Origin of the sequence: Flavobacterium restrictum (assembly GCF_007097245.1) — a bacterium.
GTDB lineage: Bacteria > Bacteroidota > Bacteroidia > Flavobacteriales > Flavobacteriaceae > Flavobacterium > Flavobacterium restrictum.
Genome location: NZ_VJZT01000002.1, coordinates 157,598 through 171,722 on the forward strand (window position 1 = coordinate 157,598; position 14,125 = coordinate 171,722).

A 14,125-nucleotide genomic window follows, 5' to 3' on the forward strand; every position below is an offset into this window, starting at 1 on the left:
ATTTGGGTGTTATTTATTATCTTTTTTTAGTGTTCCCAGTGTTTTGAGTTCCCATGTAATCTTGAACGGTTCTAAAACCAATGTAACTTCTAGCTGAATCAGCATATTCATGATCACGAGTACTTACTTGCAAAAAATAAGCAACATCTTTCCAAGAACCGCCACGAACTACTTTTCGTTTATTAGAAGCATCCAAAACATTTGGATTCATAGTAGATACATATTCATATGCGTTTGGATCATAAGAGGAATCGGTCCATTCAGAAACATTTCCAGCCATGTTGTATAAATTATATCCATTAGGCTCGTATGATTTAGCTTCAACGGTATACAAAGCTTGATCTGCTGCATAATCACCTCTGTTTGGTTTGAAATTAGCAAGAAAACAACCTCTGTCATTTTTAGTGTAAGGCCCACCCCATGGGTAAGTAGCCGACTCTAAACCTCCTCTTGCTGCATATTCCCATTCTGCTTCGGTAGGTAACCTGAAAGAATTGATTAAATCACGTCCTTTCTTTTTTGATTTTATGTACGAGTTTTTGTTCAAAGTTCTCCATGCACAAAATGCTTTAGCTTGTGTCCATTTTACACCAACAACAGGATAATCTCCGTATGCTTTATGCCAAAAGTAATCATTATGCATTGGCTCATTATAGGAATAAGCAAAATCTTTAATCCAAACGGTTGTATCAGGATATACGTTTACTTCTTCTGTTCTAATAAAATCTTTTCTAGATCCTTTTTTAGCTTTTGCGGCAGCTTGAATATCCATCCAAGTATATTTGAATTTCAATTTATTTACATCGATTGTTCTCAAACCGTTGTAGGAAGCCTCTATTGGCAAATACATAGAATCCATTACTTCTGTGTAATATTCATCCGGATACAATTTAGTATCTTTTATTAATTTGGTCTTTTTATTCAATCTTCTTCCAGCATATGGATCCTTATCTGTTCCTACACTGTAATAGTTATCGTACATGTATTTATCATAAGCAGTCATTTTTGCTGGATCAGTATCATTGAAAGCAAAATCACCAATGCTTCCAGCGTTTTTCCCTTTACCAGTTGTAGCTCCTGCTTTTTGACCACTTTCATCAGCTAAAATTGCTAATCGAACTCTCATTGTTGAATCTTTCACCCATTCTACAAAGGAACGATACTCACTATTGGTAATTTCAGTTTCGTCCATATAAAACGAACGAACTGTTACCGTTTTGGTAGGAGCATCTTCTACATTAGCCAAATCATCATCTGATTTACCCATAATATAAGCACCACCTGGCACTAATGTCATTCCATAAGGTTTTTCAGGATGCCATTTTCCTCCATTAACACCTACTAACTCTCCTTTGTCGCTTGATTTACCACAGCTAATTAATACCATTAAAATTGCCGTAAACGCAATGAACTTCTTCATATAAATTGGGGTTAACTATTCATTATTCTTTAAGTGTGTAAACCTATTTATTATTTTTTAGAAAAACAATTTTTTTACACGAAACAACATTTATTTTTATAAAAAAAACTTAAATACTATTTTTTCGCTGTGCTTTCCACCATCTTTCGGGGAGTTCTTGATTGCAAGCGGCCAAATATTCTTCATAGGAACAGGGTAATAACGTATTTCTTTTTAGTTTATTATTGCCATTTGAAATAAAAGGGATTTCTATCCACCATCGATCTGTTTTATCACTTTTATAAAAAACTAATTCTTGGTCTTCAAGGGGAATTATATATTTTAAATAACTATCCTTACTGCCAAAAGGATACTCATTCGAACGGTAATGAAATCCTTCTATAAAATACCAAATCACTTGAGCTATCAAAGCAGATTCTTGCTCTGAACTCGTGTGATTAAAAACACCAAACGAGGTTACTTTGTCGCTAATTCCTGCATATCTAGACAAGGTACAAATCTCTTTTCCATTAAATCCATTAGGGGAAAATGGTTTCAAATTTCCAGAATCAGCGGATTTTACCGAGGTTAAATCTAAACTTACTACATCGGCATCTCTAAAAACGGGTTCCGAAATAGCACTATTATTAGCCACTTCGCCTAACCTGTAACTATCAAAAAACAATTTCTCTATTAAATCAATCTCTTCTTGAGCGTTATAATACGTTTGATAACCAATATTACAATAGTTAAACAAATTATTAGGCTCGTCAATTATTATTTTAGTCAAATAAGAAGCAGCAGACAAGGTGTCACTTTCTTTTCCGAAATCAAATTTATTGTCAATCGCCACTAAATTTACCATTTGTTCGAGTTCGTCATAAGCTCTATAGAGTGCGTAGGTCAAATCTTGTGAACCTCCAATAACGATTGGGATAATTTTCTTTTTAATCAATGAGGAAACTACTTTCTTTAGTGCAAAATAGGTATCTTCAATGGTGTTCCCTTCCAGAATATTACCTAAATCCGCAATTGTAGCGTCCCAATTCCCTGCAAACAAACTATACAATTCTTTACGAATAAGAATCAAATCTACTTTTGAATCACTCCCTTGATTTCCTCTATTTTCTAAAACGCCAATTACAGCAATAGTCACCACTTCTAAATCAGGAAAATAATCAGTTGAATGCAACTGCATTTTACTTCCTAATTGTTGTGATGACAATCCTTTTGCATGAACAAGGATTTCGGTATCTAAAGGAGTTAGAAAATCAAATTCCATTTTTTATTACTTTTTAGCAACTGCTTTTTTTGCAGCTGGTTTTTTGGTTGCTGTTGCTTTTTTGGCGGCTACTTTTTTAGCAGGCGTTTTTTTGGCTATCATTTCTTGTACTTCGACCAATGTGAGCTGGGTAGCATCTACGTCCTTACTCAATTCGATTTTGATTTTTCCTTTGGTAATTACCGAGCGTCCCCAACGGGCTTTTTCGACCAAAATCCCTTCGGACTCCCAGTTGTGTAACACTTTGTCAATATTTTTTTGTAATTTATCTTCAATCAAATCTTGAATATCTTGTTGTGACAAACTATCATAATTATATTTCTTGGACACATTTATAAAAATGCCATTCCACTTAATAAAAGGACCAAAACGCCCTGTTCCCTTTTGAACACCTTCGCCTTTGTAAACAGCAATCGGCGCATCGGCAAGTGCTTTCTCGTCAATTAATTCTTGTGCTCTTTGCATATCTACGCTCAAAGGTTCTTCGCCTTTTGGCAAGGAAACAAAAGCGGCACCATGACGAATATAAGGGCCATATCGTCCATTAGAAACCTCTACTTCTTCTCCTTTATAAACGCCTAAATTTTTAGGTAACAAAAACAGATTTAGGGTTTCTTCCAAGGTAATATTCCCAATATTCTGGTCGTTCATCAAGCTAGCAAATTTCTTTTCCTCATCATCAGGTGCACCAATTTGAGCCATAGGACCAAATTTACCTAAACGTACCGAAACTGGTTTTCCAGAAACAGGATCAATACCCAAAATGCGCTCTCCGCTTTCTCTATCGGCATTGGCTTCTACATCTTTTACGGTTGGATGAAATTTATCGTAGAATTCTTGCATCATTTTTGTCCAAACGATATTTCCATCTGCAATTTCGTCAAAATCCTGCTCCACTTTGGCAGTAAAATTATAATCAAGAATATTTCCGAAATTTTTAACCAAGAAATCAGTAACAATTGTACCAATATCTGTTGGCACTAATTTTCCTTTATCGGAACCTGTATTTTCTTTTAAAATTTTCTCCCCAACTTTACCTGATTGCAAAGTTAGTTGTGTATAATTTCTTTCTTGACCGTCAAGATTTCCTTTTTCAACATAGTTTCTGTTGATAATAGTTGAAATAGTTGGTGCATACGTAGACGGACGACCAATTCCTAGTTCTTCTAATTTTTTCACCAAAGAAGCTTCCGTATATCTTGCCGCTGCACGCGAATATCTTTCGGTTGCCGTAATATAATTGTTTGCTAATTTTTCGTTGACTTTCATGGCTGGCAACATACCTTCCTGCTCTTCTTCGTCATCATCATGACCTTCAAGATATACTTTTAGAAATCCTTCAAAAAGCAATACTTCTCCAGAAGCGGTGAAAATCTCTTTATGATTGTTGGCTTCAATTTTCACATTGGTTCGTTCTAATTGCGCATCACTCATTTGTGATGCTAACGTTCTTTTCCAAATCAAATCATACAAACGGGCTTGGTCTCTATCAATATTTACGGTGTGGCGCGACATATCTGTAGGACGAATTGCCTCGTGTGCTTCCTGTGCTCCTTTGCTTTTATTAACAAAAGTTCTAGGTTTAGAGAACTCTTTTCCGTAGGATTTAATGATTTCGGCTTGAGCGGCTTCCATCGCATCTTTAGATAAATTCACACTATCCGTTCTCATATACGTGATAAGTCCCGCTTCGTATAAACGTTGTGCTAATTGCATCGTAATTCCAACAGGCAAATACAGTTTACGAGCTGCTTCTTGTTGTAAAGTAGAAGTCGTAAAGGGACCCGTTGGTGATTTTTTGGTAGGTTTGGTTTCTAAATCTGAAACTTTATAGGTAGAACCGATATTTTTATTTAAAAAATCTTCAGCTTCTTTTTTAGTATTGAAATTTTTAGGAAGTTTGGCTTTAAATGCTTTTCCTGATTCATTAACAAACTCTGCTACAACAGAATAGGATGCTACTGCATTAAAATTTTGAATTTCTCGTTCCCGTTCTACAATCAAACGTACAGAAACCGATTGTACACGTCCTGCAGAAAGTCCTCCTTTAATTTTTCTCCAAAGAACAGGCGACAATTCATAACCAACTAATCGATCCAAAACACGACGGGCTTGTTGTGCATTAACTAAATTATAATCGATTTCACGAGGATTATCAATTGCTTTTAGAATAGCTGTTTTAGTAATTTCATGAAAAACAATCCGTTTTGTTTTCTTCTTGTCTAATTTTAATTCTTCGGCAAGATGCCAAGATATAGCCTCACCCTCGCGATCCTCATCACTTGCTAACCAGACCATTTCGGCATTTTTGGCTAGTGTTTTTAGTTTAGAAACCAATGCTTTTTTATCGGCCGAAACTTCATATTTGGGTTTGAAACCATTCTCAACATCTACACCAATTTCTTTGGAAGGTAAGTCAGCAATATGCCCATAACTGGATTCTACTTGAAAATCACTTCCTAGAAATTTCTCGATTGTTTTCGCCTTTGCAGGGGACTCCACTATAACTAAATTCTTTGCCATTGCTCTATTTTTCTGGGACAAAAGTAGAAGTTTTTTTTAAATATTGGGCTTTTGATTTTATTTTTGAACTATTTCACAATCATTAATAGGTAAGTTATCGCCATACTCGACTGTTTTTTAGCACCGATTATAGTGAAAAGCCCGGAGCAAAAAAAGTAAAAGTTTCCTGTTCTAGAAAAGCGACCAACGGAAGCTCTTTCTAGGACTTTGGAAACTTTACTTTTTTTGTGAGGACTTGTAACGGAAAGCGGGATTAAGCTCCCCAGAAAAAAAGCATTAAAACAATGTTAATTCTTCGGCTGACATCTTGTCATATTTATTTGAATTGCGTTATCTTTGTGCTCTGAAAATATAGGATGGAAAAGATTATTGAAGAAAGTAAACAAGGTGAAAGTCTTGTTTTAGAACATAAACCCGAGAATACTAAAAAATTATTTATAGAAAGTTATGGCTGTGCGATGAATTTTTCGGATAGTGAAATCGTAGCTTCTATTTTATCTGGAAATGGATATAATACAACGCAAGTGCTGGAGGAAGCTGATTTGGTTTTGGTTAATACCTGCTCCATTCGAGACAAAGCAGAACAAACAATCCGCAAACGTCTGGAAAAATACAATGCTGTAAAACGCATCAATCCAAAGATGAAAGTGGGCGTTTTGGGCTGTATGGCGGAACGTTTGAAAAGTCAATTTCTGGAAGAAGAAAAAATTGTAGACCTTGTTGTGGGCCCTGATGCCTATAAAGATTTACCCAACCTTTTGCAAGAAGTCGAGGAAGGTCGAGATGCCATTAATGTGATTTTGTCCAAGGATGAAACCTATGGCGATATTTCTCCTGTGCGATTAATGAGCAACGGAATTACGGCTTTGGTTGCTATCACTCGTGGTTGCGATAATATGTGTACGTTTTGTGTGGTGCCTTTTACTCGTGGTCGGGAACGCAGCCGAGAGCCACAAAGTATTATGAGTGAAATTCAGGATTTATGGAGCAAAGGTTTTAAAGAAATTACACTTCTAGGTCAAAATGTAGATAGCTATTTATGGTACGGCGGCGGCTTGAAAAAAGATTATGAAAATGCTACCGAAATGCAGAAAGCAACTGCGGTAGATTTCGACCAATTACTCGAAATGGTAGCGGTTGGTTTTCCTAAAATGCGCATTCGATTTTCAACCTCCAATCCGCAAGATATGCACGAAAGTGTGCTACATGTTATTGCCAAATATCCTAATATTTGCAAGCACATTCATTTGCCTGTTCAATCGGGAAGCAATAGAATTCTAAAGGAAATGAACCGTTTGCACACGCGTGAGCGATACATGACTTTGATTGATAAAATAAGAACGATTATACCTAACAGTTCTATTTCGCAAGATATGATTGCCGGTTTCCCTACCGAAACAGAGGAAGACCATCAAGATACTTTGAGTTTAATGAATTATGTAAAATATAATTTTGGGTATATGTATTCGTATTCAGAGCGCCCAGGAACCTTGGCAGGACGTAAAATGGAAGATGATGTTACCGAACAAACTAAAGCCAGAAGATTACAAGAAATTGTTGATTTACAACAACAACATGCTTGGTTCCGTTCGGAAGAATTCATAGGTCAAACCGTAGAAGTTTTAGTCGAAAAAGTTTCAAAAAAATCTACCGAGGAGTTTTCAGGAAGAAATTCGCAAAGTATTACTGTTGTTTTTCCAAAAGAGGATTATAAAATTGGGGATTTTGTAAATGTAAAAATCACGAGTTGCACTAGCGGAACTTTAAAAGGAGAAGCGGTTGGCTATTCTGAAATGAATTAAGAAAAAAGTTAGCCAAAATTTAAAGAAAGTGGCTGGACTTTCATAACTATTTGCTAACTTTTTTTAAAACCAAAAATTGCACAAATTCAAATAAATGATCAAATAGAATTACACTAATTTTTAAAAATAGTTAAGATTTAAAATTTGTGATAATTTGTGTAATTTATGGTAAAATAAACTAACATTAAAAGGAGTTAGTTAGAATTAAACAAATTTTCACAAATTAATGATCCATGAGTGACACTAACGAATATTACTACAAGAAAGATGAGAATTACAAGATTGTAGGCATATGCATGGAAGTACATAGATTATTAGAACCTGGCTTACTTGAAATTGTATATAAAGACGCATTAGAAATTGAATTTAAAAGCCATAATATTCCTTATCAACGAGAAAAGGAATTTGCAATAGAATATAAAGGCCGTTGTTTTGCCACATAAATTTTATGCCGATTTTATAGTTTATTATGCTATAATATTAGAAGTAAAATCTGTAAAAGAAATCAGTAATGATCATCTCGCTCAAACATTAAATTATATGAAGCTTGTAGATACACCAATTGGAATAATTACAAACTTTCAAAACAAATCATTAGTCCACAAACGCCTAATTAATTCATAAAATAAATTTTGCGAAAATTTGCGCAATTTGTGGTTAAAGAAGAAACATATGGAAACTGTACAAAATATAAAACAACGCTTTGAGATTATTGGGAATGACCCAAAACTCAATCGTGCGATAGAAAAAGCAATTCAAGTAGCACCAACGGATATTTCGGTGTTGGTGGCTGGAGAAAGTGGCGTAGGTAAGGAGAATATCCCTAGGATCATCCATGCGCTTTCGCATCGCAAACACGGAAAATATATTGCCGTAAACTGCGGTGCCATTCCCGAGGGAACCATTGATAGTGAGCTTTTTGGCCACGAAAAAGGCGCTTTTACAGGAGCAACAAATACCCGTGAAGGTTATTTTGAAGTAGCCGATGGCGGAACAATTTTCCTCGATGAAGTGGGCGAATTGCCATTGACAACACAAGTTCGTTTGCTTCGGATTCTGGAAAATGGAGAATTTTTGAAAGTAGGTTCGTCACAAGTACAAAAAACCAATGTTAGAATCGTAGCTGCAACAAATGTCAACTTATTTAACGCCATCGAAAAAGGGAAATTTCGCGAGGATTTGTATTATCGTTTGAGCACCGTAGACATTACACTCCCTCCTTTGCGAGAGCGAAAAGAGGATATTCATTTGCTTTTTAGAAAATTTGCAGCCGATTTTGCTCACAAATACAAAATGCCGCCTTTAAAGTTAGATGATACTGCCGTTCAAGTTTTACAAAAATTTCGCTGGAGCGGGAACATTCGTCAATTGCGAAACGTAGCCGAACAAATTTCGGTTTTAGAAACCAATAGAGACATTTCGGGCAACACCTTACAGTCCTATTTACCTGCCGAGGGAAGCAATTTACCATCCGTAATAAAGGACAAAAAAAACGATAGCGATTTCAATACCGAAAGAGAAATTCTGTATAAAGTGCTTTTTGATATGAAAAGTGACCTGCATGATTTAAAGAAATTAACATTAGAATTAATTAAAAACGGCACTGCAAACGTACAAGAAACAAACAAATCCTTGATTACAAAAATTTATGGTTCCAAAGAGCAAGACAGCGAAATAGAGTACGAAGAACAACCACGAACCGCAGTCATGACAAGCACAAACAATGAAGAAGAGTACGAGGAACAGGAGGATAATTACCTTTTTGCCGAAACGATAGAGGAAGAAGAAATCTTGAGATTGGAACAAAAAGAAATTGAAATGATCAAAAAATCTCTAGAAAAAAACAAAGGAAAACGCAAAGCGGCAGCCGATGAATTAGGCATTTCCGAAAGAACGTTATACCGAAAAATAAAACAATTTGACCTTTAATAACGTCTACAAATTTTAAATACCTTTGTCCTTTAAATTAAAAATGAAAAACATACACTATATCTTAATTCTAGTACTCTTGGTAACTTTTAATAGTTGCTCTGTTTACAACTTTACGGGATCGTCCAAAATTGATGCTAAAACATTTCAAGTCAACTTTTTTCAAAACAACGCACCACTTATTGAACCTGGAATTGACCGTACGTTTACCTTGCAATTACAAGATTTAATTCAAAATCAAACCAATTTAAACTTGGTCAAAACAGGTGGCGAATTAACGTATGAAGGCGAAATTGTAGATTATAGAATTAGTCCAATGACCGCCACTGCTGACCAGCAAGCCGCTCAAAACCGTTTGAAAATCCGCATCAATGTTCGATTTACCAATAAAAATAAAGAAACAGATAATTTCGAGAAACCGTTTGAGTTTTTCTACGATTATCCCGCTGGCGTACAACTTACTGGTTCTGCGTTGAACACTGCGGTAAAAGAAATTTTTGATAGGATCACACAAGATATTTTTAATGAATCGTTAGCCAAATGGTAATTTATCACTAAAAAAAGCAGTACTTCCCACAATGAATGTAACCGACTATAGTTTTTTAATCAACAAACCAAGCACTATAAATGAGAAACAAACCGAAGCCTTACAAGGCGTTCTGGAAGAGTTTCCGTATTTTCAAAGTGCCAGAGCGTTGCGTCTAAAAGGGCTGTTTAGTCAAAATAGTTTTAAATATAATTTTGCCTTAAAAGTAACAGCAGCACATACAACAGACAGAACAATTTTATTCGATTTTATTACCTCCGAGGGTTTTACAGCCATTCAAAAAGAGTTATACGACAAAAAAAATCAAGAACTGCTGGACATAATCGTTATTGACAGCGTTGTTTTAGAAAATAAAGCAACACAATACAGCCCACTAGAAACCGCTATTTTAAGTTCCATCAAAGAAGCTGCCATTCACGATGTCAAACCAATACAAACCGCAATTGAAACCAAATTAGATTTGGGTAAACCATTGGATTTTACAGCAAGCGAAAAACATTCGTTTCAAGAATGGTTGCAATTATCCCGTACAGCACCAATTATTCGAGAAAACGAAACCAGTCCTGCAACTAATGAATTAAATCTTGATCCTGCCAAGAAGAAAAAAATAGATTTAATCGATAAATTCATTGAAACCAGTCCAAAAATACCACCAGTAAAACAAGGAACAGCAACCAATGTGACTTTACCAACAAATTCCGATGACCAATCCTACTTGATGACAGAGACTTTGGCAAGAGTTTATTTGGAACAAAAAAAATATCAACGTGCCATTCAAGCATATGAAATATTAATTTTGAAATATCCAGAAAAAAGTAGTTTCTTTGCAAACCATATAACAGAAATTAAGATTTTACAAAATAACAATAATTAAACAATGAGCACATTTTCAATTTTTTTAGTTTTAATAACTATAGTTTGTTTCCTATTAATAGTAGTAATAATGGTTCAAAACCCAAAAGGTGGTGGTTTATCTTCCACAATTAGCGGTTCTCAAATGTTAGGTGGCGTACAAAAAACAACCGACTTTTTAGACAAAAGTACTTGGACACTGGCCACGATATTAATTGCTTTGATTTTACTTTCTAGCTTGAGTTTTACAGGATCATTAAGTGATACTGATTCAAAAATTATTGACAAAACAGAAACTGCTGCCCCACAAACAGCGCCAGTTCAAACAGCTCCTGCTGCTCCTGCAACAAAATAATTCTCAACACCCATACAAAAATGCCAGCCTGTCAAAGCTGGCATTTTTTATAAGCAAAAATGTCAGTTTTTGGAGCTTGGCATAATTTCTGAAATCAAATAAATAAATAAAAAATAAAAAAAACATACTATTATGGCATTAAACATAAAACCGCTTTCAGACCGTGTTCTTATTGAACCAGTAGCCGCTGAAACCAAAACAGCATCAGGGATTTTTATTCCAGATACCGCCAAAGAAAAACCACAAAAAGGAACCGTAGTTGCTGTTGGAAATGGCACCAAAGAACACGAAATGACCGTGAAAATTGGCGATACCGTTTTGTACGGAAAATACGCTGGAACCGAATTAAAATTGGAAGGAAAAGATTATTTGATTATGCGTGAGGATGATATATTAGCAATTATCTAAACTGAAATTGGCTATTAGCAATTAGCTAATGGCTCAAAAAAACAATAAAAAACAACCTATTTTGGCCTAAACTTTTAAAAGGTAGCCTTACACCTGCTAAAAGCTAAAAGCTAAAAGCTAAAGAAATAAAAATGGCAAAAGATATAAAATTTGATATAGAAGCACGTGACGGATTAAAACGTGGAGTTGACGCATTAGCAAATGCTGTAAAAGTAACCCTTGGACCAAAAGGACGTAACGTGATTATTGGAAAAGCCTTTGGTGGACCTAACGTAACAAAAGATGGTGTTACTGTAGCCAAAGAAATTGAATTGAAAGACCCATTAGAAAATATGGGGGCTCAAATGGTAAAAGAAGTAGCTTCAAAAACCAACGATTTGGCAGGAGACGGAACAACAACTGCAACCGTTTTAGCACAAGCCATCGTAAAAGAAGGTTTGAAAAACGTTGCTGCAGGTGCCAATCCAATGGATTTGAAACGCGGTATCGACAAAGCTGTTGAAGCTATTGTTGCTGACCTTGCTAAACAAGCCAAAGTAGTAGGAAGCGATTCAGAAAAAATAAAACAAATTGCTTCTATCTCTGCCAATAACGACGAAGTAATTGGTGAATTGATTGCTAATGCTTTCGCAAAAGTAGGTAAAGAAGGTGTAATCACCGTGGAGGAAGCCAAAGGAACAGATACGTATGTTGATGTTGTGGAAGGAATGCAATTTGACAGAGGATACCTTTCTCCATATTTTGTGACCAATCCAGAAAAAATGGAAGCGGAACTTGAAAGTCCATACATCCTTTTGTATGACAAAAAAGTTTCTTCTTTGAAAGAATTATTGCCAGTATTGGAACCAATTGCACAAACTGGAAAACCATTATTGATCATTGCCGAAGATGTAGATGGTGAAGCATTATCTACTTTAGTGGTAAATAAATTGCGTGGAGCCTTGAAAATCGCTGCTGTAAAAGCACCTGGTTTTGGAGACCGTAGAAAAGCAATGCTAGAAGATATCGCTATCTTAACCGGCGGAACTGTAATTTCTGAAGAAAGAGGATACACCCTTGAAAACACTACTCTAGAAATGCTAGGAACTGCAAAAAGAGTGACTATAGACAAAGACAACACTACTATTGTAAGTGGTGCTGGCGAAGCGGATATGATCAAGAATCGTGTCAACCAAATTAAAGGTCAAATGGAAGCTACAACTTCTGATTATGACAAAGAAAAATTGCAAGAACGTTTGGCTAAATTAGCTGGTGGTGTTGCAGTACTTTATGTTGGCGCTGCTTCTGAAGTGGAAATGAAAGAGAAAAAAGACCGTGTTGACGATGCGCTTCATGCGACTCGTGCCGCTGTTGAAGAAGGAATTGTTGCAGGTGGTGGTGTGGCTTTATTGAGAGCTAAAGCAGCTTTGGCAGCTATCAATGCGGACAATGCAGACGAAAAAACCGGAATCCAAATCATATCTCGTGCTATCGAATCGCCATTGAGAACTATCGTAGAAAACGCTGGTCTTGAAGGTTCAGTAGTCGTTGCAAAAGTATCAGAAGGTACTGGTGACTTTGGTTATAATGCCAAAACGGACGAATATGTTGATATGCTAAAAGCGGGAATTATTGATCCTAAAAAAGTAACTCGTATTGCTTTAGAAAACGCTGCTTCGGTTGCGGGAATGATCTTAACTACCGAATGTGCTTTGATTGACATCAAAGAAGAAACTGGTGGCGGCAACCCAATGGGTGGCGGTATGCCGGGAATGATGTAATCTTAAATTACAAAAACAAAAATTCCTATTTGGGAATAACCAAAAAATCCGAAGTGTATAAGCTTCGGATTTTTTTTGTTTAAGAGTGTTTATCTTCTGGTCTTTTTTTCATTAGTTTTAGGAATACTGGCAGGGTAGAGATTAGGATTATCCCAATCACAATGTATTCAATATGCTCCTTTAAATCTATCCCGTGTTGTAAAAACACGCCATACAAGTAATGCCCAGAAAAAATCAAAACAAACGACCACATAAACGAACTAACAATATTAAAGAACATGAATTTCTTTTTATCCATCGAAACAATTCCCGCAACTATAGGTGCAAATGTTCTAAAAATGGGTAAGAAACGAGCAAAAATTATCGCTTTTCCACCATACTTTTCGAAGAAATCTTTGGACTGAAGTAAGTATTTTTTCTTGAACCAAAAAGTATCTTCTTTTTTAAATAAATAATAACCACTTTTAGCCCCAAACCAATAGCCTACCATATTTCCTAAAACACCTGAAAGTGCCACTAAAACCGATAGTATTGTTACGTTTACAAAATCACTTTCAAGAAACAAGACATTCTGAATTAAATCGCGACTGTAAATACCCGCCAAAAAAAGCAAACTATCACCCGGAAGAAAAAATCCAGCAAAAAGACCCGTTTCAGCAAAAACGATAAACAGAACAATGTACAAACCAAATTGAATCCCTCCTATTTGTAACGTAATATAAAACTCTGGATTGAGTAATTGTGTCCATTCAAAATTAGTCATAAATAGTTTTTAAGGTAATTGTATGAGCGTGTGAAATTAAGGATAATTTAGCAAAGTCGCAATTTATTACTCTTTTTTAAAGTTTTCTTAACGGATAAGAATTGAAAAAAAATTAAAAAAATGCTAGCTAGCTCCAATTATTTTTCTCTCACATACAAGCAACAAGAAGGTAGTTTTTCGTAATTCTCGGTAATTGCTTTTACTTCATCGGTGTCGTGACCTGCTTTTGCAATGGCTTTTTTGACATCTAATGGGGTACATTTTTCTTCGTTCAAAATCAGACTTAACTGATGCGTTTCGATATTCCAAACCGCCGATTTTACGCCTGCAACACCAAAAGCCGCTTTCTGAATCCTGCGCTGGCATTGTTCGCAATTGCCATTAACTTCGGTCACAAACTTGGCATTTTTATTTTTTTTCACTTGTGCATTGGCAGTAAAGCCAGCAAGAAGAAGTGCGAGTACTATAACTATATTTTTCATTTGTATAAAAGTATTAAAATTGA

Annotated in this window: 14 protein-coding genes; 9 read left to right on the plus strand and 5 right to left on the minus strand. The window is 35.6% G+C overall.

Translation table 11 applies throughout. The features are described from left to right. Positions 1-16: 16 nt before the first annotated feature. From porK to topA, 3 genes are all read right to left on the minus strand, one after another. Positions 17-1,420: a T9SS ring complex lipoprotein PorK/GldK gene (gene porK, locus FNW21_RS02800; RefSeq protein ID WP_144255216.1), complete on the minus strand. Its 1,404-nt coding sequence runs from the start codon at positions 1,418-1,420 to the stop codon at positions 17-19. A gap of 109 nt (positions 1,421-1,529) precedes the next feature. Continuing rightward, positions 1,530-2,681, minus strand: coding sequence for a formimidoylglutamase (locus FNW21_RS02805; RefSeq protein ID WP_144255217.1), 1,152 nt, complete (start codon positions 2,679-2,681; stop codon positions 1,530-1,532). Positions 2,682-2,687: 6 nt separating this feature from the next. Beyond that, on the minus strand, positions 2,688-5,204 hold the full coding sequence (gene topA, locus FNW21_RS02810) for a type I DNA topoisomerase (RefSeq protein WP_144255218.1): 2,517 nt from the start codon (positions 5,202-5,204) through the stop codon (positions 2,688-2,690). A 356-nt stretch (positions 5,205-5,560) separates the two neighbouring features. Between topA and miaB the strand changes: the two genes are divergently transcribed. From miaB to groL, 9 genes are all read left to right on the plus strand, one after another. Then, on the plus strand, positions 5,561-7,006 hold the full coding sequence (gene miaB / locus FNW21_RS02815; protein ID WP_144255219.1) for a tRNA (N6-isopentenyl adenosine(37)-C2)-methylthiotransferase MiaB: 1,446 nt from the start codon (positions 5,561-5,563) through the stop codon (positions 7,004-7,006). A 233-nt stretch (positions 7,007-7,239) separates the two neighbouring features. Beyond that, on the plus strand, positions 7,240-7,449 hold the full coding sequence (locus FNW21_RS16730; RefSeq protein ID WP_317129288.1) for a GxxExxY protein: 210 nt from the start codon (positions 7,240-7,242) through the stop codon (positions 7,447-7,449). Continuing rightward, the gene (locus tag FNW21_RS16735) at positions 7,439-7,630 is read left to right on the plus strand and encodes a GxxExxY protein (RefSeq protein WP_317129289.1); all 192 of its coding nucleotides are present in this window, start codon (positions 7,439-7,441) and stop codon (positions 7,628-7,630) included. Before FNW21_RS16730 ends, FNW21_RS16735 begins: the two co-directional genes overlap by 11 nt. 48 nt (positions 7,631-7,678) lie before the next feature. Further along, positions 7,679-8,935 carry a sigma 54-interacting transcriptional regulator gene (locus tag FNW21_RS02825; RefSeq protein ID WP_144255220.1) on the plus strand — a complete coding sequence of 419 codons (1,257 nt, stop codon included), beginning with the start codon at positions 7,679-7,681 and terminating at the stop codon, positions 8,933-8,935. 43 nt (positions 8,936-8,978) lie between these two features. Further along, positions 8,979-9,482 carry an LptE family protein gene (locus tag FNW21_RS02830; RefSeq protein ID WP_144255221.1) on the plus strand — a complete coding sequence of 168 codons (504 nt, stop codon included), beginning with the start codon at positions 8,979-8,981 and terminating at the stop codon, positions 9,480-9,482. 31 nt (positions 9,483-9,513) lie between these two features. After that, positions 9,514-10,356, plus strand: coding sequence for a tetratricopeptide repeat protein (locus FNW21_RS02835; protein WP_144255222.1), 843 nt, complete (start codon positions 9,514-9,516; stop codon positions 10,354-10,356). A gap of 3 nt (positions 10,357-10,359) precedes the next feature. Continuing rightward, positions 10,360-10,689: a preprotein translocase subunit SecG gene (gene secG / locus FNW21_RS02840; protein WP_144255223.1), complete on the plus strand. Its 330-nt coding sequence runs from the start codon at positions 10,360-10,362 to the stop codon at positions 10,687-10,689. Between the two features lie 132 nt (positions 10,690-10,821). Then, complete coding sequence (locus tag FNW21_RS02845) at positions 10,822-11,097, plus strand: co-chaperone GroES (protein ID WP_144255224.1); 276 nt, start codon at positions 10,822-10,824, stop codon at positions 11,095-11,097. Positions 11,098-11,228: 131 nt separating this feature from the next. Beyond that, positions 11,229-12,857, plus strand: coding sequence for a chaperonin GroEL (groL, locus tag FNW21_RS02850; protein WP_144255225.1), 1,629 nt, complete (start codon positions 11,229-11,231; stop codon positions 12,855-12,857). Between the two features lie 79 nt (positions 12,858-12,936). Here the strand turns inward: groL and FNW21_RS02855 are convergent, their stop codons facing one another. Both FNW21_RS02855 and FNW21_RS02860 read right to left on the minus strand, forming a co-directional pair. Next, positions 12,937-13,620: a DedA family protein gene (locus FNW21_RS02855; RefSeq protein ID WP_144255226.1), complete on the minus strand. Its 684-nt coding sequence runs from the start codon at positions 13,618-13,620 to the stop codon at positions 12,937-12,939. A 137-nt stretch (positions 13,621-13,757) separates the two neighbouring features. Next, positions 13,758-14,102: a heavy-metal-associated domain-containing protein gene (locus FNW21_RS02860; RefSeq protein ID WP_144255227.1), complete on the minus strand. Its 345-nt coding sequence runs from the start codon at positions 14,100-14,102 to the stop codon at positions 13,758-13,760. Positions 14,103-14,125 lie beyond the last annotated feature (23 nt).